General features: G+C 60.1%; 28 protein-coding genes and 1 pseudogene. 16 read left to right on the top strand and 13 right to left on the bottom strand.

The window, feature by feature from the left end:
* The first annotated feature begins 78 nt into the window (after positions 1-78).
* The 6 genes from AC3ITW_RS20790 to AC3ITW_RS20765 are packed head-to-tail and all read left to right on the top strand — an operon-like array spanning position 79 to position 7,382.
* Positions 79-1,329: a TolC family protein gene (locus tag AC3ITW_RS20790; RefSeq protein ID WP_176422360.1), complete on the top strand. Its 1,251-nt coding sequence runs from the start codon at positions 79-81 to the stop codon at positions 1,327-1,329.
* The gene (locus tag AC3ITW_RS20785; protein WP_046984179.1) at positions 1,326-2,558 is read left to right on the top strand and encodes an efflux RND transporter periplasmic adaptor subunit; all 1,233 of its coding nucleotides are present in this window, start codon (positions 1,326-1,328) and stop codon (positions 2,556-2,558) included. The genes AC3ITW_RS20790 and AC3ITW_RS20785 overlap by 4 nt, the downstream gene beginning before the upstream one ends.
* A 10-nt stretch (positions 2,559-2,568) precedes the next feature.
* Positions 2,569-5,706 carry an efflux RND transporter permease subunit gene (locus AC3ITW_RS20780; protein ID WP_046984180.1) on the top strand — a complete coding sequence of 1,046 codons (3,138 nt, stop codon included), beginning with the start codon at positions 2,569-2,571 and terminating at the stop codon, positions 5,704-5,706.
* Between the two features lie 56 nt (positions 5,707-5,762).
* Entirely contained in the window at positions 5,763-6,434 is a 672-nt protein-coding gene (locus AC3ITW_RS20775) for a HupE/UreJ family protein (protein ID WP_197593495.1), read from the top strand.
* A gap of 19 nt (positions 6,435-6,453) precedes the next feature.
* Positions 6,454-7,095, top strand: a complete 642-nt coding sequence (locus AC3ITW_RS20770) for a hypothetical protein (RefSeq protein ID WP_046984182.1) — start codon at positions 6,454-6,456, stop codon at positions 7,093-7,095.
* Positions 7,096-7,136: 41 nt separating this feature from the next.
* The gene (locus AC3ITW_RS20765) at positions 7,137-7,382 is read left to right on the top strand and encodes a hypothetical protein (protein WP_046984183.1); all 246 of its coding nucleotides are present in this window, start codon (positions 7,137-7,139) and stop codon (positions 7,380-7,382) included.
* Between the two features lie 139 nt (positions 7,383-7,521).
* On the opposite strand, the gene AC3ITW_RS20760 is transcribed toward AC3ITW_RS20765, so the two are convergent.
* Complete coding sequence (locus AC3ITW_RS20760) at positions 7,522-7,797, bottom strand: hypothetical protein (protein ID WP_046984184.1); 276 nt, start codon at positions 7,795-7,797, stop codon at positions 7,522-7,524.
* 62 nt (positions 7,798-7,859) lie between these two features.
* Here AC3ITW_RS20760 and AC3ITW_RS20755 point away from each other — a divergent pair, with 62 nt between their 5' ends.
* Positions 7,860-8,474 carry a hypothetical protein gene (locus tag AC3ITW_RS20755; RefSeq protein ID WP_046984185.1) on the top strand — a complete coding sequence of 205 codons (615 nt, stop codon included), beginning with the start codon at positions 7,860-7,862 and terminating at the stop codon, positions 8,472-8,474.
* A 268-nt stretch (positions 8,475-8,742) separates the two neighbouring features.
* Here the strand turns inward: AC3ITW_RS20755 and AC3ITW_RS20750 are convergent, their stop codons facing one another.
* Positions 8,743-9,231, bottom strand: coding sequence for a cyclin-dependent kinase inhibitor 3 family protein (locus AC3ITW_RS20750; protein ID WP_229301142.1), 489 nt, complete (start codon positions 9,229-9,231; stop codon positions 8,743-8,745).
* 1,575 nt (positions 9,232-10,806) lie between these two features.
* On the opposite strand from AC3ITW_RS20750, the gene AC3ITW_RS20745 reads away from it, so the two are divergent.
* A complete protein-coding gene (locus AC3ITW_RS20745) occupies positions 10,807-11,085 on the top strand; it encodes a helix-turn-helix domain-containing protein (RefSeq protein WP_046984211.1) in 279 nt (92 codons plus the stop codon).
* Between the two features lie 232 nt (positions 11,086-11,317).
* On the opposite strand, the gene AC3ITW_RS20740 is transcribed toward AC3ITW_RS20745, so the two are convergent.
* Entirely contained in the window at positions 11,318-11,446 is a 129-nt protein-coding gene (locus tag AC3ITW_RS20740; RefSeq protein WP_080354804.1) for a hypothetical protein, read from the bottom strand.
* A gap of 469 nt (positions 11,447-11,915) precedes the next feature.
* On the opposite strand from AC3ITW_RS20740, the gene AC3ITW_RS20735 reads away from it, so the two are divergent.
* Positions 11,916-12,677: a nucleotidyltransferase domain-containing protein gene (locus AC3ITW_RS20735; RefSeq protein WP_046984187.1), complete on the top strand. Its 762-nt coding sequence runs from the start codon at positions 11,916-11,918 to the stop codon at positions 12,675-12,677.
* Positions 12,674-13,393 (top strand): DUF6602 domain-containing protein, encoded by a 720-nt coding sequence (locus AC3ITW_RS20730; protein ID WP_046984188.1) that lies wholly within the window; start codon positions 12,674-12,676, stop codon positions 13,391-13,393. The genes AC3ITW_RS20735 and AC3ITW_RS20730 overlap by 4 nt, the downstream gene beginning before the upstream one ends.
* 1,369 nt (positions 13,394-14,762) lie before the next feature.
* Here AC3ITW_RS20730 and AC3ITW_RS20725 read toward each other — a convergent pair.
* The 5 genes and pseudogenes from AC3ITW_RS20725 to AC3ITW_RS20705 form a co-directional block, all read right to left on the bottom strand.
* Positions 14,763-15,788 (bottom strand): annotated as a pseudogene (locus AC3ITW_RS20725) (YifB family Mg chelatase-like AAA ATPase); the annotation flags it as partial.
* A gap of 218 nt (positions 15,789-16,006) precedes the next feature.
* Positions 16,007-16,153 carry a helix-turn-helix domain-containing protein gene (locus tag AC3ITW_RS20720; RefSeq protein ID WP_157804797.1) on the bottom strand — a complete coding sequence of 49 codons (147 nt, stop codon included), beginning with the start codon at positions 16,151-16,153 and terminating at the stop codon, positions 16,007-16,009.
* A gap of 299 nt (positions 16,154-16,452) precedes the next feature.
* Positions 16,453-17,112 (bottom strand): hypothetical protein, encoded by a 660-nt coding sequence (locus AC3ITW_RS20715; RefSeq protein WP_100435386.1) that lies wholly within the window; start codon positions 17,110-17,112, stop codon positions 16,453-16,455.
* Entirely contained in the window at positions 17,112-18,140 is a 1,029-nt protein-coding gene (locus tag AC3ITW_RS20710) for an ImmA/IrrE family metallo-endopeptidase (protein WP_100435385.1), read from the bottom strand. Before AC3ITW_RS20710 ends, AC3ITW_RS20715 begins: the two co-directional genes overlap by 1 nt.
* Positions 18,141-18,170: 30 nt before the next feature.
* On the bottom strand, positions 18,171-18,671 hold the full coding sequence (locus AC3ITW_RS20705) for a hypothetical protein (protein ID WP_489390376.1): 501 nt from the start codon (positions 18,669-18,671) through the stop codon (positions 18,171-18,173).
* On the opposite strand from AC3ITW_RS20705, the gene AC3ITW_RS20700 reads away from it, so the two are divergent.
* Positions 18,576-19,136, top strand: a complete 561-nt coding sequence (locus tag AC3ITW_RS20700; protein WP_157804795.1) for a sce7726 family protein — start codon at positions 18,576-18,578, stop codon at positions 19,134-19,136. The genes AC3ITW_RS20705 and AC3ITW_RS20700 overlap by 96 nt on opposite strands.
* Here the strand turns inward: AC3ITW_RS20700 and AC3ITW_RS20695 are convergent.
* From AC3ITW_RS20695 to AC3ITW_RS20685, 3 genes are all read right to left on the bottom strand, one after another.
* Positions 19,133-20,146, bottom strand: a complete 1,014-nt coding sequence (locus tag AC3ITW_RS20695; protein ID WP_100435383.1) for a beta family protein — start codon at positions 20,144-20,146, stop codon at positions 19,133-19,135. The two genes, AC3ITW_RS20700 and AC3ITW_RS20695, sit on opposite strands and share 4 nt — an antisense overlap.
* 395 nt (positions 20,147-20,541) lie before the next feature.
* On the bottom strand, positions 20,542-21,018 hold the full coding sequence (locus tag AC3ITW_RS20690) for a cold-shock protein (RefSeq protein ID WP_100435382.1): 477 nt from the start codon (positions 21,016-21,018) through the stop codon (positions 20,542-20,544).
* 46 nt (positions 21,019-21,064) lie between these two features.
* A complete protein-coding gene (locus tag AC3ITW_RS20685; protein WP_046984191.1) occupies positions 21,065-21,421 on the bottom strand; it encodes a hypothetical protein in 357 nt (118 codons plus the stop codon).
* 643 nt (positions 21,422-22,064) lie between these two features.
* On the opposite strand from AC3ITW_RS20685, the gene AC3ITW_RS20680 reads away from it, so the two are divergent.
* The 4 genes from AC3ITW_RS20680 to AC3ITW_RS20665 all read left to right on the top strand — a co-directional run bounded on the left by AC3ITW_RS20680 (position 22,065) and on the right by AC3ITW_RS20665 (position 25,187).
* A complete protein-coding gene (locus tag AC3ITW_RS20680) occupies positions 22,065-22,670 on the top strand; it encodes a DUF998 domain-containing protein (protein ID WP_489389899.1) in 606 nt (201 codons plus the stop codon).
* A 240-nt stretch (positions 22,671-22,910) separates the two neighbouring features.
* On the top strand, positions 22,911-23,240 hold the full coding sequence (locus AC3ITW_RS20675; protein ID WP_100435381.1) for a hypothetical protein: 330 nt from the start codon (positions 22,911-22,913) through the stop codon (positions 23,238-23,240).
* A 247-nt stretch (positions 23,241-23,487) separates the two neighbouring features.
* Positions 23,488-24,123: a hypothetical protein gene (locus AC3ITW_RS20670; RefSeq protein WP_157804794.1), complete on the top strand. Its 636-nt coding sequence runs from the start codon at positions 23,488-23,490 to the stop codon at positions 24,121-24,123.
* Between the two features lie 440 nt (positions 24,124-24,563).
* Complete coding sequence (locus AC3ITW_RS20665) at positions 24,564-25,187, top strand: Fic family protein (RefSeq protein WP_157804793.1); 624 nt, start codon at positions 24,564-24,566, stop codon at positions 25,185-25,187.
* Positions 25,188-25,272: 85 nt separating this feature from the next.
* Here the strand turns inward: AC3ITW_RS20665 and arr are convergent, their stop codons facing one another.
* On the bottom strand, positions 25,273-25,707 hold the full coding sequence (gene arr, locus AC3ITW_RS20660) for an NAD(+)--rifampin ADP-ribosyltransferase (RefSeq protein ID WP_100435379.1): 435 nt from the start codon (positions 25,705-25,707) through the stop codon (positions 25,273-25,275).
* A gap of 125 nt (positions 25,708-25,832) precedes the next feature.
* Complete coding sequence (gene ubiK, locus AC3ITW_RS20655) at positions 25,833-26,084, bottom strand: ubiquinone biosynthesis accessory factor UbiK (protein ID WP_005411375.1); 252 nt, start codon at positions 26,082-26,084, stop codon at positions 25,833-25,835.
* A gap of 155 nt (positions 26,085-26,239) precedes the next feature.
* On the opposite strand from ubiK, the gene AC3ITW_RS20650 reads away from it, so the two are divergent.
* Complete coding sequence (locus tag AC3ITW_RS20650) at positions 26,240-26,578, top strand: P-II family nitrogen regulator (RefSeq protein WP_005411374.1); 339 nt, start codon at positions 26,240-26,242, stop codon at positions 26,576-26,578.
* Positions 26,579-26,679 lie beyond the last annotated feature (101 nt).

Below are 26,679 nucleotides of genomic sequence, written 5' to 3'. Positions count from 1 at the left end.
CCGCGTCCGCGCGGCCTGTTCTGCTGCCTGCCTTAGCGGGCGGCAGCGCGTTGTTCTAACATCTTTCCGGAGGCTTCCGTGAAATTCCGTAGTGTGTGGGCGCTGGCCATTGCCGGCGCCTGCGGTATGGCCGTGCCTGGCCATGCCGCCGAAGTTCTGCGCCTGGAGGAAGCGGTCGCCCGCGCCCTGGGCAGTCATCCGAGCGCCGCAGCTGATGCCGCCCAGCTGGAGGCAACCCGCAGCCGTGCAGCCCGGGAGGGCCTGCCGGCGCCCATCATTCTGGGCGGGGAACTGGAGAACGTTGCTGGCAGCGGCAGCGTTTCAGGGATGGATGCCGCTGAGGCAACGTTCCGCGTATCCCGCCTGCTGGAACTCGGCGGCAAGCGCGCTGCGCGACAGGCATTGGGCGGCGCGGAGATCGACGCGGCCCAACGGGCAGGGGACGTGACTCGCGTAACCATCGCCACCCGAGCCGCAGGACGGTTCATCGATGTGCTGGCCGCGCAGGAGCATGTGGAACACGCGCAGGAGCGCATCGCGATGGCGCGCGCCCTGCAGCGAGAGGTCGGGCGTTGGGTCTCGGCGGCGCGCAATCCTGATTCCGACCTGCGAGCGGCAGAAATCGCAGTTGCCGACGCCGAACTCAAGCGCGATCAGGCGCTGGAGCGTCTGGAGTCGACACGCCATGCGCTCGCAGCTTCATGGGGTGCGTTGACGGTCGACTTTGGCGCCGTCGCTGGTGATACCTCGGTGCTGCCCCCCCTTGAGCAGTTCCAGGCGATGGCCGCGAAGCTGCCTTCGACACCTCAGCAACAGCTTCTTGAGTCCCAGGCAGGCGTGCTGACCGCGCGCCGTAACGTGGCGCTTGCCGCCGCCCGGCCAGATGTCAGCGTGGGCCTGGGCATTCGCCGGCTGGAAGCCACCAAAGACAGCGGATTGGTGATGTCGGTTTCTGTCCCATTGGGCAGCCGCAAGCGATCAGCGTATTCCGTTTCTGAAGTCGACCACGAGCTGTCTGCCCTCAGTGCCCGGCGCCAAGCGCAGGCCGTTGAACTGCAACAGGAACTTTTCGATATCTACCAGCAATTGCGGCAAGCGCAGCTGGAGGTCGAGTCGGTACGCGAACGCCAGCTGCCCAAGGCCGAGGCAGCACTGAAGCAGAGCCGGCGCGGCTTCGAGGAGGGCCGATTCTCCTATCTGGCGCTGGGCCAGGCGCAGAAGACCCTGTTCGACCTTCGCGAGCGCGAAGTTGAAGCCGCCGCCCGCTATCTCCGACTGCTGGTCGAGGCAGATCGCCTCACCGCCTCCGCTCTGGACATCCGCCCATGAACCGCTACGCATTCCTGATCATGTTCCCCTTGGTCCTTTCCGCCTGCGGCGGTGACAAAGCCGCGACCGAAGCCTCTACCGAGACAGCTGCCGCATCCGCCGACTACGAACGAGGGCCGAATCGAGGGCGCATGCTGCGTGACGGCGATTTTGCCCTCGAGATCACCGTTTACGAAACCAACACGCCGCCACACTTCCGTCTTTACGCGTATCGCAACGACAAACCGATTCCGCCTTCCGAAGTGCAGGCGAGCATGCAGCTCAAGCGTCTGGACGGCGAGGTCAATACCTTCAGCTTCAAGCCGGAGAACGGCTACCTCGTCGGCAGTGGGGAGGTCACTGAGCCGCACTCGTTCGATGTGGTGGCCGAAGCCACCGCAGCAGGCAAGTCCCATCGCTGGAACTACCCCTCCTATGAAGGCCGTACGCGAATCGAACCACAAGCAGCTAAGGACGCGGGCATCGTGGTGGAAGCAGCAGGCAGTGCCAGCATCCGCGACACAGTGACCTTGATGGGCAACGTGACGGTCAACACGGCGCGGCAAGCCGCAGTGAAAGCACGCTTTCCCGGCGTGGTGCGCAGCGTTGCAGTCGAGATGGGCCAGCGAGTCAGTGCGGGCCAGACTCTGGCCACGGTGGAAGGCAACGACAGCATGCGCAGCTATGCCGTCATCGCGCCGTTTGGCGGAATTGTGTTGGCGCGTAATACCAGCGTTGGGGACGTGGCGGCAGACAACACGTTGTTCGAGATCGCCGACCTCTCCGAGGTATGGGTAGACCTGCGGGCACTGGGCACCGACGCCGAGCGGCTTGCTGCAGGCCAGGTGGTGACGCTTCGCTCAGCCACTGGCGCCCATGAAACCCAAGGACGGGTGCAGAGCCTGCTCCCCTTGGCCAGTGCCGGCCAAAGCGTAGTCGCACGGGTCAGCATCCCCAATGAAGACGGCCGGTGGCGCCCGGGTATGGCCGTGTCGGCCGAGGTCGTGTTGTCCGAAACCCAGGTCCCGTTGGCAGTCAAGGAATCCGGGCTGCAGCGCTTCCGTGACTTCACCGTGGTCTTCGCACAGGTGGGCGACACGTATGAGGTGCGCATGCTTGAGCTCGGCAAGCGCGATGGGCAGCTGGTCGAGGTACTCGGTGGCCTCAAGCCCGGTACCCGTTATGTCAGCGAGCAAAGCTACCTGATTCGCGCGGACATCGAAAAGTCTGGCGCGAGCCACGATCACTGAGGGGCATCCCATGCTAGAGCGAATCATTCGCGCGTCCATCGCGCATCGATGGCTTGTGCTGCTGCTCGTGCTGGCGCTGTCCGGCCTGGGCATCTGGAACTACAGCAAGCTTCCCATCGACGCCGTGCCTGACATTACCAATGTACAGGTACAGATCAACACCGAAGCCCCTGGCTATTCGCCACTGGAAGCCGAGCAGCGCGTGACTTTCCCGGTTGAAACCGCACTGGCCGGGTTGGCACGTCTGGAGTACACACGCTCAATCTCGCGCTACGGCCTTTCGCAGGTGACCGTGGTATTCGAGGATGGGACAGATATCTACTTCGCCCGCCAGCAGGTTGCTGAGCGTCTGCAGCAGGCGGCCTCCCAGTTGCCCAATGGCCTGAAGCCAACACTGGGACCGGTTGCCACGGGCCTGGGCGAAATCTTCATGTACACCGTGGAGGCCGAACCAGGAGCTGAGAAAACCTGGACGCCAATGGCACTGCGTACCCTGCAGGACTGGGTGGTACGCCCGCAGATGCGGCACCTGAAGGGCGTGACCGAGGTCAACACCGTGGGCGGTTACGTCCGCCAGTTCCATATCACGCCAGACCCCCGCAAGCTGCAGGCCTATGGCCTGACCCTGCAGGACGTCATGGAGGCCGTTGCCCGCAGCAATGCGAACGTCGGTGCGGGCTACATCGAGAAGAGCGGCGAGCAATACCTGGTACGCGTGCCTGGGCAGGTTGCCGACATGGACGGCCTGCGCAAGATCGTGGTGGCCAATCGTGAGGGGCTGCCGCTGCGAGTAGGCGATCTTGCTGATGTCCACGAAGGCACCGAGCTGCGGACCGGCGCCGCCACCAAGGATGGCAAGGAAGTTGTGCTTGGCACGGCCTTCATGCTGATCGGCGAGAACAGCCGGGCCGTTGCCCAGCGCACCGCTGCCAAGCTGAAGGAGATCGACGGCACGCTGCCCGAGGGCGTTCGTGCACACCCGGTGTATGACCGAACCGAGCTGGTGGATCGCACCATTGAAACGGTGAAGAAGAACCTCCTGGAGGGCGCGCTGCTGGTCATCGCGGTGCTGTTCCTGCTGCTGGGCAATCTGCGCGCCGCGCTCATCACCGCTGCGGTCATCCCGTTGACCATGCTGCTAACGATCTCCGGAATGGTGCAGAACCGGGTATCGGCCAACCTGATGAGCCTCGGTGCGCTCGACTTTGGCCTGATCGTGGACGGCGCGGTCATCATCGTGGAGAACTGCCTGCGCCGCTTCGGTGAACGCCAGCATGCGCTGGGACGCCTGTTAACGCGCGAGGAGCGATTCTCCCTGGCCGCTTCGGCAAGCGCCGAGGTCATCAAGCCCAGCCTGTTCGGTCTGTTCATCATCGCGGCGGTGTACATCCCGATCTTCGCGTTGTCGGGTGTGGAAGGAAAGATGTTCCATCCCATGGCCTTGACCGTGGTAATCGCCCTCACCGGTGCCATGGCGTTGTCGCTGACGTTCGTGCCGGCTGCCGTGGCGCAGTTCGTCACCGGCAAGGTGTCCGAGAAGGAAACCAAGGTCATGCGTGGCGTAACCCGCCTGTATGGCCCTCTGCTGGAGCGGGCGGTCAGTGCCCGTAGGTGGGTGGTCGGCGCAGCGGTTGCACTTACCGTGGTGGCCGGCATCGGTGCCAGTCGCATGGGTACAGAGTTCATCCCCAACCTGGATGAAGGCGATATCGCCCTGCACGCGCTGCGCATCCCCGGAACCAGCCTTACCCAAGCCATCGGCATGCAACGCCAGCTGGAAGCTGCCATCAAGCAGTTCCCTGAAGTCGACGAGGTGGTGGCCAAGATCGGTACTGCCGAGGTGGCGACCGACCCGATGCCTCCGTCGGTCGCCGACACCTTCATCATGCTCAAGGATCGGGACCAGTGGCCGGACCCGCGCAAACCAAAGGCCCAGCTGATTGCCGAGCTGGAGAAGACCGTCAGAGCCATCCCCGGCAACAACTACGAGTTCACTCAGCCGGTGCAGATGCGCATGAATGAGCTGATCGCCGGCGTGCGCGCGGAAGTGGCGATCAAGCTCTATGGCGACGATCTGGATCAACTCGCACAGATCGGCAGCCAGATCGAGGACGTTGCCAACCGGATCACCGGCGCAGCGGACGTGAAGCTGGAGCAGGTCTCGGGCCTTCCGTTGATGACCATTACGCCTGACCTGGACGCGTTGGCGCGCTATGGCGTGGCAATCGACGATGTGCAGAAGACCGTATCGGTCGCATTGGGTGGGGAGTCCGTTGGCCAAGTATTCGAAGGTGATCGTCGTTTCGACATCGTCGTGCGGCTGCCCGAGAACCTGCGTCAGGACACGCGCACGCTGGAATCACTGCCTGTACCGGTGTCAGGTTCGACAGAGGCCGATGCTGATCGCGGTTTCGTTCCGCTGGGGCAGCTGGCCAAGGTTGAGGTGGCTCCAGGCCCGAATCAGATCAGCCGCGAGAACGGCAAGCGGCGTGTGGTTATCACCAGCAACGTCCGCGGACGCGATCTCGGCTCGTTCGTCGAGGAGCTGCGCGCCGCCGTCGGAGATGAAGTCCAGCTGCCTGAAGGTTACTGGGTGGAGTATGGCGGCACGTTCCAGCAGCTCATCTCGGCCAGCGAGCGGCTGATGGTGGTGGTGCCCGTAGTGCTGGTGATGATCTTCGGCCTGCTGTTCATGGCGTTTGGTTCGGGACGTGATGCCGCCATCGTTTTCAGCGGCGTGCCGCTCGCCCTTACCGGCGGTGTGGCGGCTCTGTGGCTGCGTGACATTCCGCTGTCCATCTCGGCCGGTGTCGGGTTCATCGCGCTTTCGGGCGTGGCGGTACTGAACGGCCTGGTGATGATCAGCTTCATCAAAAGCCTGCGGGAACAGGGTGTGCCTCTCCACCGCGCTGTCAGCGAGGGGGCAGCGGGACGCTTGCGACCTGTGCTGATGACTGCCCTGGTCGCCAGCCTGGGCTTCCTGCCCATGGCACTGAACGTCGGTGCCGGCGCTGAAGTACAGCGTCCTCTCGCCACGGTGGTCATCGGCGGCATCGTCTCGTCCACGCTTCTGACGCTGCTGGTGCTTCCTGCGCTTTACCGCCTCATCCATCGCGAGGGCGATACGTCCAAGGATGAAGCCGAATGACGCTTTCCCTTTTTCCAACGTTGAGGAACCTACGCTTGATTCCGTTGAACAGACCGTTGTCGTGGCTCCTCCTGCTGGCCGCGCTGTTGATTCCCTGGGCTGCGTTCGCCCACGGTGTCAGTGAGGGTGACCAAGCCTTCCTGGAGGACAGCACGGGCACCCAGCTGATTGCATTTACCTACCTGGGTGCCAAGCACATGGTCACAGGGTACGACCACCTGCTGTTTCTGTTCGGGGTGATCTTCTTCCTGTACCGGATGCGTGATGTCAGCATCTACGTGACCTTGTTCGCCATTGGTCACAGCACGACGCTGCTGCTGGGCGTGTTGGGTGGCTTCCACGTGAATGCCTACGTGGTGGACGCCATCATCGGACTGTCAGTGGTCTACAAGGCACTGGACAACATGGGGGCGTTCAAGCGCTGGTTCGGCGTGCAGCCCAACACCAAAGCAGCCGTGCTGATCTTCGGCTTCTTCCATGGCTTCGGATTGGCAACGAAGTTGCAGGATTTCACCCTGTCCGCTGACGGGCTGGTGCCCAACATGCTGGCGTTCAACGTCGGCGTGGAGCTGGGCCAGCTGCTGGCCTTGGCCGGCATCCTGATTCTGATGGGCTTCTGGCGTCGCCTGCCGTCCTTCCATCGGCAGGCCTACAGCATCAATACCGTCCTGATGTGTGCCGGCTTCGTGCTGATGGGCATGCAACTGACGGGCTACTTCGTTTCCTGACCTTTGATCGAGGCTTTCAATGTCCATTTCCATCAATCAGCAACTTCCCAGCACTCGCCGACTGCTCAAATCGACCGCGCTCGCCGTGGCGGTCGCTGGTGTGATTCTGATCACTACCGTACTGCCCGCCGAGTACGGCATTGACCCGACTGGCGTGGGTCGTGCCCTCGGTTTGGATGCGCTGGCCGCGAGCGGCGATTCCTCCGCATCTGAAGCCGTTCCTCAAACCTCAAATGGGCGCCCGGAAGCCATTGCGGCCTTGTCCGAGAAGGCCAAGGTCGCCTTCGGAGAGAACAAGGGGCAATCCCTTGATCCAGCGGCTGTAGGTTTTGGTTCTGGCGCGCTGCGTCAGGACACCATGACCATCGAAATCGAGCCAGGCAAAGGCATGGAGCTGAAGTCCCACATGACCACGGGTGCAGGAATGCTGTTCCGCTGGACATCCAGCGCTCCGGTTGCCGTGGACATGCATGGCGAGAGACCTGACGTGAAGGGAGCCTGGACCAGCTACGCCGTAGAGGGCGCCCAATCGAAAGCAGAGGGGACTTTCATCGCTCCCTTCGATGGAACACATGGCTGGTATTGGCAGAACCGAGGTACCTCGCCGGTGATCATCACAATCGAACTGAATGGCTATCAGGCCGACCTGTATCAGCCGTAACACCCCCGGCATTCCGCCGGAACCAACCCAGGAGTCAATCCATGAAACTGCGTTATACGTTCGCTGTATGCCTCGTTGCCGGCCTGACATGGTCCTCAGGCGCATCTGCCCACGATCCTGCCTTGCATGCCGATCCGGTGCCGGCCGCCGCGCCACAAGCTAAGCCAAAGACGTGCGAGCAGCTGGCTGATCGATCGAAGTACAAGGTTGATCTGAATGACTCTCAGACCAAGGCATTGAAGGAGCGTTGCGACGCCGAGGCGGCTTCGGGCGCTAAGAAGAAGTAAGCGGTGGGCAATGTGGCCCGGCTGTAAGTGTCGGGCCACATTGATGCAGAAGTCGCAGTGCAGGCACCGTGTGCTGGGACGTCCGTTTCTGGCCGAGATCGGACATTGCCCGCCTCGTTGAGCCGTACGCCTTGGCTGCTTAGGGTCTCTTGCACTCGGTGCCGATCTGCTCAGTGAGAACTGTCAGGGACTGCTGGAATGCGGCGGCGAATTGCTGGCTGCCCTCCCTCTCGTGGCTATGGGCGATCGAGGGGAGCAGTCTGGTCCACGTGTCGAGCAGAATCACCGGGTCTTGGTGTGTTAGAAACGAAACCCGCAACCCATACTCCATTGCTTTGAGGTAGCCGCGGTGCATCTCAAGTGCGGCCTCGCAAGCGTGGAGGCGCTCAAGGATTTCTGTGATCTCGGAGGTCATGGCAGTCTGGACAGGCAAGGGGTGGGAAGGCGATAGTTTGCGAACATCTGGACGAGTCCGCCATGAGCATCCTCAACCTTCTGCTCACTCGTGATCACCTTGTCGTCGCCGTGGATACCTTGGCAGAGGATGCTCTCACAGGGGCACATTCCGCCGGGGCAAAGCTGCTGCTGATCCCTCAGCACAACCTGATGTTTGCTACGCGAGGTTCTACGCAGTTCTTCCTTCGCATTTATGAGCTGGCGCTGCAGGCTAGCTACCGCGCAGATTTCACAATGGAACAGTTATCTGCCGAGCTGGGGTTGGTGGTGGACCAGCTGTGGCCGAACTACGAGAAGGCGGCAGCCGAGGCAGGATTACCGATCGAGCAGCTCGGGACCGAGTTGGTGTTTGGTGGCTGGTCGTCGAAGAGCGACCGGATGATGGCCACGGCATATGCCAAGAGCGGCAGCCAGCACCCTTGCGTGGTCCAGCCGATCCGGGGGCAGCTGGCCTCACCAGGCGAACCGCTCCGGGCCGTGATTCCTAGCATGGCCCAGAAGGATCTGCTGGCCCACGCACGCCTGCAGGCCAGCTACCTCAATGAGCAACTTGGCCGGCGAGTGGCGGGAGGCCGGTTGCTGGCTGGGTTCTTGCAGAAGGGACAGGCCGTGCTCAAGGATCTTGGAGAGATCTAGGTCGTTGGCGGCAATCCGGCTAACGCCAGAATCCGCCCGCCCCTTATTTCTCTTCTCCGCGGGACCAGTAGGCTCAAGGCTAGTCGTGGATAAGAAAGATCTATCGGGGGAGGGGGCTATCGTCTTCTGACCGAAGCCGGGCATTGGTCAGTCGCCCGATACTGACTTGCGCCGGCTGCTGCCGCGCCCTCTCCTAACGCGACGATCCTCAGCAGCGACACGTTGGGGTTGGTCTTATCAGAAGGACAGGAAGCTGATCAGTGCTTCCCTAGAGGTGATGTGAGGCAGATGCCCAGTTGTGCAGGAACTCCTCTTGCTCCAATGTCTCAACGGCACCAAGGCGTACCATTCTCACGCGCCTGATCGCATCCTCGCTGCTCAGGGAAGTCTTGGTGCTGAGGAGAAGCATGCAGGCGACAGTGCCTGCTCTGCCAAGTCCGCCCTTGCAATGGACGACAACCCGTTTGCCGTTAAGTAGCGCGTTGCAGATGGACGTCTCCAACTCCTTCCATCGCTGGAGGAACCCGTAATCGGGCGCGGCGCCATCCACGATCGGCAGTCCGTACCACCGTAGACCATGGTCTGCTGCACGCTCTGGCAGAGCGGCGATCTGAAGATCCTCGAACTCCCAAGGCTCAATTAGACTGATGAGATGACTTGCGCCCCATGAACTTATAGCTTGAAGGTCCATATCCAAGTCTCGCGACCACGATCCGGTCATAGCTGTGACTTGATGCTTGCCAGGCGCGAACGTCACCCCGATGGCCCCACCGCAATGGCCAACCGGGAGAGTCGCAATCTGAAGGGGGTGGGAAAGACTGGTTCTAGTCACGCTGACTCCGGCGATTGAATGGCGCGCTCTGTCATGCAGAGAACCTAGACGTGGCTTCGTCTGCGGCTCTGGCGCGATGGCTTCGATTGATGCTTAGTCAGGCGAGCTAGAAAGCAGCGACACTCTCTCCCCGATGCGTCGCTGGGCGGCCTGCAACCCACTGTCATCAGCAAGGTACGGTGATGCGAATAGCGGGGCCTCAACCCAGAACTTGTGTTGACCCCGGTGGATGTAGGGGCGGTGGTCGTCAAGCAGCAGAGCTTGGCCAAGTAGTGGAGACACGAATCGAAGGTCCTTGGTAGGCCCAGTCCATTCGACGTAGCGGACCCCTGTGAACCAGCCAGGCACATGGCCTTCCTCAGCCAGAAGTAAGGCGATTCTTAGCGACATATGCCGAGATACCGTTGTGAAAAGCACAACCTCATCAAAGGTGGTTCTAGCATAATCTAGGAAATCCCGAAGTCCTGGTCGAGGAATTTGGCTGACCGCATTGGAGATCAGGGTTCCCTCGAGATCGAGGGCGAGGATACTGGGGCGCATGCGATAGGAGCCTATCTACGTTTGAGTGCGTCGTAAGAGACGCGATCTGAGTCCTGGCCCCTCTTGCTGCCGAGCCAGAATAGGAGGGGCGAGCCAGTAGTCGTCGCCAATAGGCAGTAGGCACTCCAACGCGACATCGACCATCAGCGGTCGCCGCCATGCAGGGTCCGGCAGAAAGCAGTAGTCAGACTTGCTTAGCGTTCCTGATGCTTGCTTGCGAGATAGCCAATCTGCTCGACCGCGTATCTCGCGGCTCAGCACGGTCAATGCTGCGGATTCGTCGCCGCCGGTGCTTAAGAACTCACTCGCAGCTCCCCGGACTGACGACCAAAGCACGTATCGCTTGCGTCCCAAACTCAGCTCACGCCATTCTCTTTCCTGTACACATAGGATCTCCTCGGCGTGTTGAGTACGGATCCGATGCTTGCGTAGCAATGACACGAGATAGGCAGCAGCTTCGCGGTCGGAAAGCTGACGCCAGAGCCACTGTCGGTCCTGTGCTCCAAGCGAGGGGCGCCATGCTCTAAGTGCATGGGTTAGTGAACTACTCAGGTCGTCAGGCAGCTGACTGCTCTCCCGATAGCTCCAGCTAATAGGGTCGTAAAGAGATCGCCTTGTAGAGCCATTTGACGAGCTCGTCTCAGCTAGGACCCCCGCTGTCTGAAGGAACAGCAGCAAGTGCTGCGCAACTGCTGTGTCAGCGGCCACAGGTGCGGAAATCGAAGTGGAGCGCTCGAGCGCACACCACGCGCACGCGTAGAACGGCCCAAGCGATACTAGCAGCGCATCGAGGTCTGGCCACGGAGGGATGAGGGTCTGTTGGTCACGACCATAGATCACTCGATCCCCGGCAGTTCAACCGGCTCTGATGCTAGCAAGCCACCGGAAAGTCGTCTACACAATTTTCATGTAGTGCCCGGCTCGGCCATAGATTTCGTTCCGCTCCTCCAGGCGGACCTGATGGCTACCAAGACGATCTACCAAAGTGCGTACCTTCGGTTGGTCGGCCTGCTCCGCGAGCGACGTGAGTCGTTGGGTATCAGTCAAACCCGGCTAGCCGCTCATCTGGGGTGGCCTCAGCAGCGAGTCTCTTCCGTTGAGTCTGGGGCCCGGCGCTTGGACGTATTGGAGTTCTGCCTCATCGCCGCTGCCTTGGGGTTCTCTCCGGCTGAGGTCTCTGATCAGGTCATGAAGATGCTACAGAGCGTGCGCGGCAGCCAGATTAAGGACCGGCACTAGCGAGCGACGGTGGTGATTGCGTCAAGCCAGATGATTCATGTGGGCTCTTTCTGCGGGGGCCACCTGTGAAGCGAAGAACCTTCTTGGTTGAGCTGCTGCCAACGTTCGGCCTTGTCTGATCAATGACTGTTCTGGTTCGAGTTGCCTCGCGACCAATACGGCATGCTCATTGCTATGCAACCGCAACCAGCCGACTCAAGGTAGCTGGCTGCCGGCATAGTGCGTGCACAGTTTAGAGGGGGCCCCATTCCGTTCGTCTCCAGTGCTCACGGACCGCGGCAAGGTCGATTAATTGGCCGCTGCACATCAGTGCCAGCGCGATAGCACCATTGAACGGACGTCCGGTATTCGGCCGACGTATCCAGCCATCGGCGTGTCGCTGATCGGAAAAGTGTTGTGCAGTGCAGCGTGAATGCCAATCAGGTAGCTCACGCGCTCAAGCGTCTCTGGCCGGGTAGCATCGGATGCGCTTGAATATGCGACAGCAAAGGCGATCTCAACCGGCTGCCAAGGAGCGCGCTTTGCTCTTGATCGGTCAAGGACCATGCCATCGCGATCTGGCGGAAGGTTTGGCGAGCGGCTTCCGCAAGTCTGACCACCTCTGCATTAGAGAGTTCGCCCATGGTAGCTGCCCTTAAGGTCGCTTCCCGCCATGCTACGCCGGTTTGAAGGATCCAGAGCCATCATGGATGGCGGGCGTGGTGGGCATGGCGGGCATGGCAGGTATGGCAGGTATGGCAGGTATCGAAACAGTGCCCAGCCGGACACCAATGAAGCTGCTGGTGCCGGGATGAGTCGTACAATGGCAAGGAACGATACGGAGATCGGGCTTGACTGGAGACCTGTACCTGAAGGCGATTCTTACGAGAGAGGCCGTCGATACGTCCTTGCTCTCCCCTGCGTTCTTAGCGAGGGCAACGCTGACCCCGGTGATCAATGCCTGGGGCGGTCGGTACGTGCAGTCAGTAACTCCAAGCGGATCCTTCGCGAAGGGGACAGCCAATAAGAGTGGCACTGATGTGGATCTCTTTATTTCCTTGCGTCCTTCGACTCCCGATAGTCTTAAGCAGATCTACCTGACGCTCTTCAACGCTCTGACAGATGCGGGCTACGTTGTGCGTAAGCAGGATGTGTCTCTGGGCATTCGGGTGGCTCAGATTGATGTGGATCTTGTGCCTGGGAAACAACAAACGGCGCTCACCACAGACTATAGTCTCTATCGCAGCCGGGCAGATACTTGGACGAAGACCAACGTTCAAACCCACATTGACGTAGTACGCGCGGCCGGCATGCAGCCTGAGACAAGGATCATCAAGCTCTGGCGGGATCAAAACAGGTTGGACTTCCCATCGGTCTACCTTGAGTTGGTTGTGATCCGGGCGTTGCAGCTCAATTTCTCCGTTAGCTTGGCCGAGCGCGTTCTGGTGGTGCTTCGCTTCTTGGCCAATAGTTTCGTAGCCGCTCGGGTTACAGACCCCGCTAACGCGAACAACGCGATCTCTGATGATCTTACGTTTGCAGACAAACTTGCGATTGAGCGCGCCGCTCAGGTTGCGCTTGCGCAAGAGACATGGGGCAGCATCGTCCAATGAATCAGCCATCACTTCCCAACCTTCTGGATCACTTGCACGAGCAGGTGGAGGCCGCGCTCAGAACTGCCCGCCTTGCGTTGCATCACCCCACCGACAAGGGAGATGCAAGTGAACAGGTCTGGATCGATCTGCTAAGCAGCTACTTGCCCAAGCGGTACGTGGTCAGCAAGGCCCACGTTGTGGATAGCGAGGGGAACTTCAGTCAGCAGATCGACGTGGTTATACACGATCGCCAATACTCCCCATTGGTGTTCACCTACTTGGGGGTGCACTACGTTCCTGCGGAGAGTGTGTATGCGGTCTTTGAGGCCAAGCAGGTAACGAGCGCGGAGACTATCGGCTATGCGCAATTCAAGGCAGAGAGTGTGAGGCGCCTGATCAGAACCACCATGCCGGTGCCTACAGTCGATGGTCCCAAACCAGCGAAGGAGCCGGCTCGCATTCTCGCCGGGTTGCTGTCATTGAGCTGCCCGTGGGTGCCACCGCTGGGACAGACCCTGGCCGACCATGTTCTTGGTCAAGCCGGGAATAGACAGCTGGATATGGGCTGTATTGCAGATGCGGGTACGTTCTTCATGAACGATGAAGGCGCGCTCGAACGGCAGGCTGGGCCGCGGGCAACCACAAGGTTCTTGCTTGAACTGATGGCTAGGCTGCAGGAGCTCGGAACGGTACCGATGCTCGACATTCGTAGCTACGCCAAACACATCCCGTAGATTGGCAAGGGAATGCCTGCCGCTGGGGCATGCGGTCACAATGGCGCAATCTGCGCACCAGGCTTTGGGGGTTTCTCTCCTTGGCGATGAATGCTCCTTCATCGTGCATGCCAGCGTAGCGGTTGCCTCGCACATGCTCTGGCCATAGCTGTCCAGGAGGGCCACAAAGTCCAAGTGAGGATCAACTTCGTCGGCGGGCCCGATGTCGGCGTACCAATCAAAACGAAGTCCTTGCTCCATGCCTTGGCGAAGGCGAGCGGGTAGCTTTTGAGCAGATTCCCAACGCTGGAAATGCCAGTGGCAAAGTTGCCCAGCGCGAAGTCGCGAATCGCTGTGTGTCCTGCCTAGGGGTAGACCCAGTAGCTAAGGCGGACTCCATGAGGAAGACCGGAGTCGGGGTTGAAGAGGTGCCTGCTGAGGCGCTCGTCGTTCCTTCCGCGGCCTACGGAGCAGATGTGCCCGAGGATTCCTCGAACTACCTGCTGTGGGCGTATCCCCATTGATTGATAGTAGGTAGCATTTTGGCGATCGGTAGGGTCTGCGTCGTACCACCGGTGGGGGAGAGGTCGAGTGGTTCCCTTCACCTCATGGGCTACTCGACGGCGCAACACCGGCCGCGGAACTGACTAATAATTTTGCCGGCGTGCTTCGGGGTGCTCGTACCTAGTGCGAAATCGATGATTGATGGGCAGCTGCTGTGACGACGCTGAGTGGTCCAAAGCGGCCGATAGCTGTGACGCGTGGGTCGGCATCTTGTGATGGGCTCCGACGTTACGAAGTACTGTATGGATAAGCCCAAGCTCGCGTCCAACGGTCATTCAAAGTGAGGAGCAGGGCGCGACCTCAATGTGTATTTCGATGGTGAGTTTAGCCACGGCACATGGCAACACCGTAGTAGCTTCCGGGCAGATCCCCGAGCGCAGCGAAGAGTGTTCCGAACAGGGCCATTGTGAAGCCGGTCTGATTGATGTGTTGGCGAAGTGTTGTCCCGTCGCTCAGCTCATGGCAGACCTTTGACTGATCAGCCGCAATGTATCCCTGCACAAGAACTGACAATCCGATGTAAATCGCTCCGATTCTCTGCGGCCAGCACAGATCACCGAACAGTCTCGCTACTAGTACGCAAACTAGCGGCATTCCGAAGGCAAGCAGAAATGCGAGGGGAATGATGTACTTTCGGACGGGCTTGGTTCCTGGAATGCTCACGGCAATAGCTAAGATTACTCAGTGACCCCTTTGGGGGCTGTGGCAATCATAAAGTATCCGTCGCGACTGCTCGGTGCTCTTTGCCGTCTGCCGTGAAGAACTGGTCGGCTCGATTGGTCATCCCTGACGACCTAAATGCCTATATGGTGAGATTCCTCACAAAAGCGGCCACCAGCTGGAACCGTGCAGGATACTGCACGCTCCGCGCCGCGCGGGCGATGCGGATGTGGCCAGATTCCAGCGGCTCGCGCAGGGTTTCCAACGCACTTCGATTCCACTCCGGAAGCTCGTCCAGGAACAGCACGCCGTGATGGGCCAGCGAGATTTCGCCGGGGCAAGGCGGATTTCCGCCGCCCACCAGCGCCGCCGCACTGGCACTGTGATGTGGGGATCGGAAAGGCCGTTGCCGCCAGCGCCGTGGGTCCAGCCCTTCACCACTCACCGAGGCAATCGCAGCCAGCTGTAACGCCTCGGCTTCCTCGGTGTCCGGCAGCAGGCTGGGCAGGCGCGAAGCCAACAGCGTCTTGCCGCAGCCAGGGCTACCGATCAGCAATAGATGGTGCCCACCCGCTGCGGCGACCTCCAATGCGCGCCGCGCATGCGCCTGGCCGCGCACATCGGCCAGATCCGGCAGCGGCAACGGCGTCGTGTCCACACGCTCTACTGGCGGCAGCAGGCGTGGGTTCCCCAACCCAGCGCAGCACTCCAGCAACGTACGCGCTACCCGCACATCGGCATGCTCGGCCAGTGCAGCCTCGGCGGCATTGCCCGGCGGCACCACCAGGATGCGCCCGGCGTCAGCCGCCGCAATCGCCGCCGGCAGAGCGCCAGCCACTGGCCGCAGTTCACCGGTCAGGCCCAACTCGCCCAGGAATTCGTACTGAAGCAGCGACTGCGGATCGACCTGGCCACTGGCCGCCAGAATGCCCAGCGCGATGGCCAGGTCGTAGCGGCCGCCTTCCTTGGGCAGATCGGCCGGCGCGAGGTTCAACGTGATGCGCCGCTGCGGAAAGTCGAAGCGTGCACAGAGCAGGGCGGCTCGCACGCGCTCGCGCGATTCGCGCACGCTGGTCTCGGCCAGTCCGACAATCTGAGTGGCAGGCAGGCCACCCGAGAGGTGCACTTCCACCCGCACCAGCGGGGCATCGACCCCGGCGCGGGCACGGCTGTGGACCAGCGCCAGGCTCATGTGTGGTTTCCTGCAGAGAGACGCTTGATGGTGCGGCGGGCAACCCCAAGGCACCATCGGAAATTGCCGCTGAAACGGCTAGGGGATTCCGGCCAGATGGGAAGCGGCGTACAGCGCCTGCAGAATCCGGTGCAAGGCCCGTGCTGAAAGCCGAAGACGTTCAGTCGCCGGCTCCAACAGATCCCGATCCCTGCGTAGGGTTGCGACGTTCTGGATGCCTAGCCGCTTGAGTACCTGCTCCGGTAAGCCTCTGGACTCATGCGCGTCCTCTCCCGAAAGACCCGTGCGAACGAGCTTCCGTCTGAGTATCCGACTTGCGAAGCGATCTGGTCGATGCATCTACCTTGAAGAGGCGAGCCCGCCATTTGCATCCTCAAGTTCTACACCTAGGAGTTTGGCGTTGTATCAGTGCAGTTCGGAAGCGACGGATGACCGTCCTTCCACTTGCGCCGAGTAGACCCACGAGATCTTTCAGTCGTAACTCATTCTTAATGTTGAATTGCATCCAGTTCATTGCCCGATGGAAAAGAGGGTCTGAATGCACGATTGGCCCAGGCCTTTGGTGACACGTGGTTAAAGATTAGATCGCTGCGTCTCAGCAGATGTTACGCAACTCTGTGGATGGCCTAACGAGAAATTTGAACGTCATTGCAACCCCGAGGCGTCACTGGTTGGCCAATCCGGACAGGTAAGGTGAACAGTACTTACCGGCAGTGTTGATCTGGAGCTCTTTGAGATAGCTCTGCAGCCCCTCAGAAATAGCTGCTTCATGGGCAGCAGTAGATCTGCCGAAGATGTTGGAAATTGCAACGTTTACATCGGGCCGCTCACGGACTCGCTCGGACACGTACATCCAGCCGAAGTGACCGATCAGCAGTGCGATTGCCTCTTCAAGGCAAAGAATCTGTGCCCAACTGAAGCTTTCTTGGATCGGGCCCTCGACTTTACACAGGGCAACCAGCGAGCGCTTGTCCCCTGTGATCAGGCCTGCAGCGTTGTCATCGCACATGGCGGCAAACAGGGCCAACTCACCGCCATCAATATCAGGAGTGCCTTCCAGTAGGGCATAGTTTGCCGAATCAAGTAGCACGACCACTTCGCTCGCATTGGCGACCAGCTCGCCGGCTTGGTCGACCGCTAGTTTGCTACCGAGCTTCTTGAGCGCCTTGGTGGGGTTGGCTAGATGGAGTTGGTACCGCAGCTGGGCGAGGATGGAAAAGTCGCTCAGTTTCAGCCCAAGCGCGGTTGCCAGGTCCTCCATCAGACCGTACTGGCAGAGCGCCTTGGCTGCATCGCTGTCAATGAGATAGTGGTCTGCGCTCATCAGAAGCCTTGCATGCTGAGCAGATAAGCCTGGTTGTCATCCGAGAGCCGGCCGACGTCGCAGTGGGTCTTGAATTGGTGCTTGATCTTGTCTGTTGCGTTGGCCTGATCCGGAAAATACGCCAAGGCCATGTTGGCCAGCATCCAATCATCATGCTCGCGGGCATAACTGAGGATGATGTGGCCCGGGTCGATGCCCAGTTCCCTGCCCTTGGCGACAGCCAAGTTAGCGAGCTCAGCGGCGGATACTCCGCTGCCGGCCAGGGGGAGGTGGACGTGCCCGTTGCGAAGCAGCCGAAGTGCAAATTGGTCGGCTTGCCGCTCTTCTGCGTCAGCCGGACGGCCCGCCTCTCGCTCGATCGCATCAGTGATGGCCTCCATTTCCTCATCGACCAGTACCCCAGTCTCACCAACATGCCCCAGGCAGATATGGGCGAGTTCATGTGCCAAGACGAAGAGCTGTCTGGCGTTCTGACTGGACTGGTATCCAAGTACGATCACGGGGTTCCCATCGATCTGCAGCGCCATTCCAGTGATGCGCTTGCTCCCGCGGGGAAGCTCTTTCAGGAACAGCACTGGCACTCCCATGCCCCAGCAGAACTCCAGCAACGTCGAGAAGGTGATGGCCGGTGCGTCGGTCCTGGCGCGAATCTGTTTAGCGAGTTTGAGCGGATCTTTTGGAAGCGGGGCGCTTTGACGATCCATGCAGAATCGGGCTAGCTTCCCCATGGCCATGCCGAGGCTGGCGCATACGCGCAGCTCAGATTCCTGTGTGGCGGCCCGCTTTTTGTAGCGTGCAGGGCGGTTGGGGACGAGGACTTCCAGCTCTCCGCTATCGGCAAAACGCACGTCCAGGCCAAGACGTTGCTTGAGGATCGAGGCAAACTCGATCGCACCGGTACTTGTCTTGAATAGTGCGTTGTCCCACCACTCCGGTAGCAGGCGTGAGACAAAGGTTTTGGGGAAGCCGGCCGCACTGAGCGCGTCGTAGGCACTCTTCACCGACACCGTTGGGAAATTCTTGTTCATCCTTGGCCTCCGTTGGGCCGCGGCCGATTGTTACATGTGGGCCTGCTGGTGGGCAAAGAGCAGCTTGGCCAGGCGCCGGGCATGCGCGTCGCTGCCGTCCCACACAGTGGCCAGTGCTTCCATCAGCACCTTCGACTCGCTGGGGTTTGAAGTTCCCTCATATGCATCAACGTTCGCATATTTGCATAGATCGCGCATGGTTCGGCTGACCTTCTTGGGTCGTCCAAACAGGTTCCGATAGACTTGGGGCTGGCCAAGATTCGCCGCTCTAGCGATAGCAGAGCTACCTGCTAAGCCCTCCAGCGCAAGCTTGTCTCGCAACTCTACGGCCAATGCCAGGGGTTGCTTGAGCTTTCTCATGAAAATTCCGCTTGTAGGATTGCATATAAGCATAGTCGTGTTATGCTCCGGCTGTACATCCCGCCCAGAATTCCCATGAGAGAGCTTCAGATTAAGCAGGCCTTGGCCGGTCATCTGGCCAATCAAGCCCAGGCTCATCAGGTGTCCCTGATCGAAGAGCTTCGCCTGCATGGCGGTGAGGTTCGTGCTGATCTGGTTCTGGTTGAGCAGATGCACTGCTTTGAGATCAAGAGCGAGGCTGACAGCCTGGCCAGGTTGATCAACCAAGGCTCTCGCTATGGCTGGGTTTTCGATCGGGTCACCCTGGTGATGGCTCCGTGCCATGTCGCAAAGGCGATGGACCTTCTGCCTCCTTGGTGGGGAGCGATGGTGGTGGATTCCCAGGCCGGAACCTTCCATTGCATTCGGGAGGCGGGTCTGAATGTGCGCCACAAGGCTGCCTCCCTAGCCTCGATCCTCAACAAGGAAGAGGCGCTAGAGGTGCTGCGCAAGGAGGGTGACATCAAAGGGTGGCGCAGCAAGAGCCTGTACTTGATCCAGCAGCACATCGCGCAGGCTTTGGAGCTTGACGAAATCAAGGAGCACATCCGCGCTGCGCTACTCGCGCGAGCGAGCAGCGCAACAGCAGTGCATTAGTACTGCTTTTGCAGCACGTAGCTGATGTGGTGTGTCCAGTACTCTGTGATGTGTAGATGCCCGCCACTTTTCTTCTTCAGTGGAATCGCTGGGTCTACCCGCTCTGCGATGAGTTTGTCACCGAAGGAGAAGGTCGGTCCCTGGTACTCGTGCGGGTACATGTTGACCAGAATCTTTGAGATGGCGACCGACTCTTGCTTGGTCGCGTTGGTCCCGCGAACAATCCGCCATTTTTCATCTAATGCGTAGCGGATGGTTACTCGACTTCCTCGGCGCTGAAGGATCTCCTCTGTCCAGTCAGGATTGAGAGGGCCGTAGTCGGAGAAGCCGACTAGGGCGAGCGGCGCCAAGGCTTGCACGCTATGCCACAGCTTCCAATCCTTCCGCTCAACCTCACCAGTGCCGACAATATTGGCCAGCGAGCCGGGGAAGGATCCGGATGAAAGGTGCAGGTGGGCAAAGCCGAGGCCTTTCAAGGTCTGCAAGGCTGCTGCCAACGTGGTTAGATCGCTTGGATGTGTTGCTGGCGTCCGGCCCAGATCAACGATCAATCGCTCTGCCCTCTCGGCCAAGCCGGGAACGGTGAGAGCATTCCTCACCAAGGCGATGCCAATTCCAATCCCTGGTAGATCCACGCGCAGGCGAAGGGCAACCTTTCTACCGCCGAGATTGGGCGCAATGACCGGGAAGTCTTGAGCTGCGGTCAACGGATTCAGCACCGGCATAGCTTGCTTGCCTGAGCCGTCAGCGAGCTTAAGAAATTGATTGAGCTCCTTCAGGCGCGTTTTTGTCAGTACTCCTTCTGGATTGGCATAGTCGACCAATGCCGGGTACTTCCAGACTTTGGAGAAGCAATCAAGTATCGATGCGTGCTGTTTGGAGTCACGGACCTCCACACATGGAAGCGTCCTGGGCACAACCGCAGCGGTAAGCTCCGTCAGGGCTCGCTGCTCATAGGTCTGCCATTTGATGATTGGCACGTACTGCGGATACATCGGAAACTTCGCCATGGCCCCCTCCTTGGCGTTTATGGTCTACAGGCAAGCTGTGTCACCCGGCTGTGGCTCCTGAAGGAAAACCCCCTCCATGGAGTCCTTTAGATGATGGTTGGGATCTGCTGTGGAGTCAAATAGGCAGGCCACAGACTTTAGCCTGACGGACTATTTACTCTTCAGTTGTCATTGAACTGAGATAGGCTCGGAATGGTGCCGGTGTTCAACTGTGGTGGTGGAGGGATGCAGGGCGAGTGGGCGCGCCTCGGTTTCGCCTTGTGCCCTCGACATCGGCAGCAATGCCTTGGGTTCACTCCTGATTTCAGGGACGGTTCTAAAAAAGCCGAAAACGTCAGATCCTGCATGACCGACGTCTGAGGCCACAAGTTCAGAATGACGCGGCGATTTGGAGTTCAATTCCCGAATAGGCACCGCTGCTCATCAGGCACTGACCCAGTGAAGCGCCCAAACCGCGCCTCAACCCACGAAGGCCCCGCGCTTTCCACCAGCAACCGCCCCTGGCTCTGGTGCAGATCCAGCCAGCGCTCGAAGTTGCTGCGCAGGCGTTCGATATCCGGTGCCCGCCACCGTGCATCGGCAGGCATGCGGATCAGCACGCGCGAGGGTGCGTTCTCCACGTCCATCACCAGCACGCCTTTGCACCGGATCTCGAAGGACGTTGCCCCGGCATGGCGCGCGTGCAGTTCAAAGCCCTCGTATGCCTTCGCGGTAACGAAGCCGAGCGCATCACTGCGCAGCTGGCGGTAATCGGCCGGCCGCAGCTTCTGGTAGGCCCACACCTGATCGCCCGCTGTTTCGGGCCATTCCATCCACATCGCGCCGATCACCGCGATGCACGCCGCTGCAGCGGCAAGGCCGTGCATCTTCATTTGTCACCCCGCACACAGGCAGAAAAACTCCGCGCCATAAGCGCGCTCAGTCCTTGGGTCGCATCCGCTCGTGGATGAAGGCAGTCAGCGCGAGATCGGCCATCACCAGCCCCTCCATCACCCGGTCGCCCACGTACTGCTCCGGCTCGCCGTTCTGGCGCGTGCGCTCGGCCGCCAGCAGGATCTCCTGCACGATGCGTTGGCCGGTGAGTGCGCAGTCGGCGTCGGACAACTGCATCTGCCGGCTGCGTAGATGGTGCCGCTCGGGCCAGGGCTGGCCGTCGGCCGCAGCGCCCGCGCCGATGGCGTGCAGGATGGCGATGAGGCTGTTGGGGTCCAAGGCCGGAGCGGCCAAGGGCGCTTCCTGGATGGGGCGCGGGGGTGGGGAGTGCGGTGTGGTCATGGCAGGCTCCGTGCATGCAGGCGGACGCCGCCACCGATAAAGGTGGCGGGCAGAGCGTGGCTCGAAAACCGGATGTTGGGAACCGGCGGGTACAAGACCCCCACGCCCCGCCCGCCATAGCCGGCAGACGGATTGCCAGCCGGCACCACGCGCGATGGTGCCGGCTGGCAAGCGCAAACTACTTCCCAACAAAACGGGCTTTCGAGTCCCGACCACCGATGCACGGTGGCGCAGTAACGATTACCTGCAGTTGTTCGGAATGCCAACGGGTAGGGGTCAATGCCGCCAAAACCCGAGACGCTTTTGGCATTGTCGCATAGCGTGGAAAGGGGCGAGAGCCTTGGTGTGCTAGGCGGAACGGCACTTCTGGAACGGAGTCGACAGAACCTTCCGTCAGAGATGTAAGGCGCGGCAAATGCGACAGCACTCGCCCATCGGACATGTGTGATCGCTCATGCAACCGAACCGCTGCGACACCCGCTGGATGGTTTAAATGACTTCTTGCCTATTGAACCTTCCGAGTGCCGCGCGCAATCTGACTACTGCTGTAGTCACTCACGATCGTCCTGCCCGCAGTAGGAAGGTTCTGCGGCGTTCGTCTGGATTCCACCCACTGGCGCAGGCCAAACAAGGACCACCGTACGTGTCACGCCGCAGCCGACTGCTTCTCTGCGCGGGTCTGGTCCCGCTTCCGTGGTTCCTGTTCTGGACCAGCGTTGCCGCCGTATTCGCGCCGGGCTACAACCCGCTTGCACAGCACGCCAGCGAGCTGCTGCAGGCACCGACGCTTGCAAGCATCTGCGCCAGGATTGCCCCCATCGGCTGCGGCGTGGGCTTCGTGGCGTTTGCCATCGGGGTGTGGCGGGAGTCCGGTCGCCGGATTGCCGTAGGCGCGATCTGCTGGATGATCTTTGGCATCTCCATGCTGACCAACGGGCTCTGGCCCATGGGCCATCCGATGCACGGCTTCTACACCATCGGTATCGCAAACATCATTGCACCGGCGATGTCGCACATCGAATTGAGCGCGTGGTCTGCCAACCGAAGGGCGTACGCCGTGACCGCTTTGGTGAGCATCGCAGGAATCGTCTATCTCTGGTTGAACGTGGTGGGGGCGGACCCGGCGGGATTCAGGGGGCTGACGCAGCGCCTGTTCTCGTCGATCAACTCGCTGTGGCCGTTCCTGGTTGCGCTGTATCTGGTGCGCAGGGGGGGGGCAAGCGCGCTGAAGGCGCAGCCGGCGCATTGATAGGGGCGCGCGGCAGGAACATGGAGGACCGATCAAGGACTTCTCGATTCTCCGGCCCCAGCTCAAGGTGATCTTCTCGGGATTCATCCCAGGGTGCCCACTGTTCAAGCCGTGGGCGCTCTTCAACTATCTGTTCCTTGATGCTGGCACCCCGGGTGGCAAGAGGGGAAAGGTCGTGCGCGCCTTCTGCTATAAGTAGCGCAACCGCGCCCAGAGGGCCTTTTGAAAGATTGTGGACTCATGGAGTTGTACTGGCGCTTGTTCACCAATTGCACATCGCAGCAGGCGGCTCTCAAGGTCGCGGCGCGGATGTTTGAGCAAGCAAGTCTTGAAGTCAGCAATCTCCACGCCGAGCCCTATCACAAGGGCGGCTTCATTGTGAGTGCCTGCTCCCATCATGCTGCGCAATCGTGGCCTGAATTTGTGGTTCTTGCCTTGGCTTCGGCTCAATCCACCGGCTGCGGATGGCTCCTGAGTGGCTCAATTGCGGAAGAGCTGGATGCTTGGTCCAATCATTCCTTGGCTTCCAGTGTTTCGTCTATCCATATCCAGGCGGAAAGGCGGGAGTGACGAATCGCTGGAGTAGAGCAAGGCGAATAGCCTGCAATCATCTTGCAGTAGCGTGGCAAGGGTCGAGCATGAGAATCGCGCGTCGCGTATCTAGCCGGCCTGATGGAGCTCAGACTCTCGCGCCGGTGCTCCGCGATATGGAAGACTCTTGCGATTGATGTCCGCTCCCTGGCCGGAAGCGGACGCCGGGTGAGAGAGGTGCAGGTACAATAGTCATCCAGGCTGAACTCGCTCCGCAGTACCGCTTATGTCACTCGTCGAGTCCCAGAACATGCTCACCTTGCGCATCGAAGAAATCGTTGAGGAGGCTACGAAGCGCTACTTGGCGATCTTCTCCGGTCACCTTCGCTCAGCTGAAGGCAAGCCGCTTTATGCCGCGGATCTTGTCATGTTTGGAATTCTCAATAGGAACCTGGGGCTGCTTCGAGCAATGCCGGCACTAGTCAATGAGCGCAACATTCATGCACTTGCTCCACTTCTTCGCGTTCAACTTGACGGACTTCTCAGGCTACATGCGTACCGAATCGTGGAGTCGATCGACGATCTCGCACTTCACGTTGTTGGCGGCAACAGCCTCCGCAGGTTCAGAGATCGAAACGGAAATGCACTAACCGACCGTCACCTAGTAGACTCGCTTAAAGCGGAGATTGATTGGGTAGAGCCTGTTTACGAGACACTCTCTGGATGGGTCCATCTGTCGGAGAGCCACGTTTTCTCAGCCGTCGGTCCTGGTCAAAAAGAGGGTGCCATTGTTGTGGCTGTTGGAAGCCAGGAGGAAATCCCGGAGCAGTTGTTCGAAGAAGCAGTCGGTGCCATCGAAGCAATACATTCTTCAACCGCCGAGATGCTAGAAGGATACTTCGGTCGCTTAGCTGGGGCCTAACATTTCGAAGCTGGCTCTGGGGATGACGCCTTTGGCCTAGGCTCTCGGGCTACTGTCGCGGGTCATGTTGTCTTGAGATAATGCGTGCTGCACGTCGATGCGTTGCGTTTGCAATGGACGCCATGCTGTACTTCCGTCAATGATCCTTACGGGCCTACTACTACCCGCGCGAAGTATGTATTAACCGCACCGGCGGCAGTTCGGGCTGGGCCTGCGACGAAGGACTGCTTCTGGCCTGAGGCAGACAAAGTAGATTGGTGGACTGGCGAACGCGCATCTTTGATCGCGAGGAAGTGGCTCGAACCCAGGAAGCCCAGTCTTGGCGCTATGTTCTCGAGATCACAATCCACCCCCCCCCACACTGGGGAAGATGAGCTACTATTTTTTTGATTAATTGCTATAGCCTGCCCTAGATTGGTGATAATCGAATGATAGAAGTCGTGAAGTGGGACCCGCACGAGATGGCGAATTACGATGAAGTGTTGAAAGCTGGATGTGCGGCGGAGCTGCAAGGGCTGTTGGAAGCGAGCTCCCAAGAACGACTGGAGTTCATCACTGATCCTAGGACAGTTCACGAAAGGCTCTATGCCAAGTTGACGCCGCTGCAGTGCCCCGAGTACGCAGGCACCTATCGCGGGACAAATGGTACAACTCTGGCGAATCGTCGTATTGGCGCTACTCGCGATGATGACGGAACATTCCAGGAGTTTCTTGCACCAGAAGATGTAGCGATTAATTTAGATCGGATTGGAGTTCAGGCAGCTAAAATATTCAGCCTCAGTCCTGGCACAGACGTTGCAACGATATTGCGCGAGATAGCTATCCTGTTTTACATCTTTGGCCTGGTTCACCCCTTTCTTGATGGGAACGGGCATATTCAACGTTTGATATTCGCTGCATGTGTTATTGAGCGAGATGAAATTGAACTAAGTGAAGCTTGGACGATACATCCCCGCCCGTACGATGTTGAGATCAAACACGCTTTCGAAGCGGCAACAACCGCAAAGCGCATCATTTCTCTAATAGAGGTCTTGAAGGCGTACGTCAGAGTCCGTGACCAGTAGCGTCTGCTACTGGCCGAAAGCGGACATCGTTCGACGACCTGCTGTATCGATCTTCCGTCAGGCAAAGCAAGAGTCTCTCCTTCCCTCAGTTGATGATCTCCCCACTCCCCGAAGCAACAAACGCTCTCAACTGCCGAACGAACTCCGCGTCGTACAGCTCCCACTCCACAATCTCTCCAACCACCCGCAACGGCTGCGCACTCCGATACGAGCGCGTCGGGTTCCCGGGAAACTTCTTGTTGGTCACGTTCGGGTCGTCCTCAAACGGCCCGGTCGGCTCCACCACATACACGCGCGGCCGCCCCTCACCCCGGGCCATCTCCGCAGCCAACCCGGCGCCCTTGGCAATGGTGGTGAAGTAGATGTGGTTCATCACCACACTGTCGCGATAGTTGGAGCGGAAGCCCGCACTCAGCAGCTTGCCCACCGCGAGGTCAGCGCGGGTGCCGTGATAGAACGGCCCGGCGACCTGGTCGCAGGTGTCATGCGAAACGGGTGTCCATTCGGTGTCCTGCGCCATCGGCACTGCCCCTGCGTGTCCTGCCGGATCGACAGGCCGGCGAGTCTAGGGCGCCCGGTGGGCCTTGCTGCAAGGCCCCATCCGGGAAATACTCTGTAGTGGGAGGCGCGGTGCGCCTCCTTTTTTCATTCTGCGGCGCCGCGCCCTTCCAGCTCGCGCACGGCGGTTTCCAGTGCGTCCAGCTTTTCGCGGGTCTTCAGCAGCACGGCGCGCTGCACTTCGAACTCTTCGCGGGTGACCAGGTCCAGCTTGGCCAGGCCGGCCTGCAGCGCGCTCTTGAAGGTGGCCTGCAGTTCCTCGCGCGATTCGCGCAGGCCCGGCGGCACCAGGTCGCTGAGGCGACGGGCGAGGTCATCGATTTGATTCAGGTCGATCATGGGGTGCTCCGTGGGGGTGGGCCCGTGCATCCGGCGCGGGCAGGCCATTCGGGCACAAGGATACTGCTGGCACCCATCGCCCGGACAGGCGGCAGCGGCTTCGCACGGGCCGCGTTCAGGCGCTATCCTCCACGCCGGAAGACAGGAGATAGACGATGAAGATGGTCATGGCGGTGATCAAGCCGTTCAAGCTCGACGACGTGCGCGAAGCGCTGGCCGAGCGTGGGGTTACCGGCATCACGGTGACGGAAGTGAAGGGCTTTGGTCGCCAGAAGGGCCATACCGAGCTGTACCGCGGCGCGGAGTATGTGGTCGATTTCCTGCCGAAGGTGAAGCTGGAAGTGGCGGTGACCGATGACCAGGTGGAGGCCGTGGTTGAGGCCATCGTGAAGGCCGCCGGCACCGGCAAGATTGGCGACGGCAAGGTGTTCGTATACGACCTGGGCAGCGTGGTGCGTATTCGTACCGGTGAGCTGGACGCGGACGCGTTGTAACCCGGTTTCTGTAGAGTCGAGCCATGCTCGACTGCATTTCGCGCGATGCAGGAAGAGCAGTCGAGCATGGCTCGACTCTACAAGGAGCGGTAAAGCGGTCG

It is taken from the genome of Stenotrophomonas sp. KH_052, from assembly GCF_057838755.1.
This window is presented reverse-complemented; position numbering and strand designations above follow the sequence as displayed.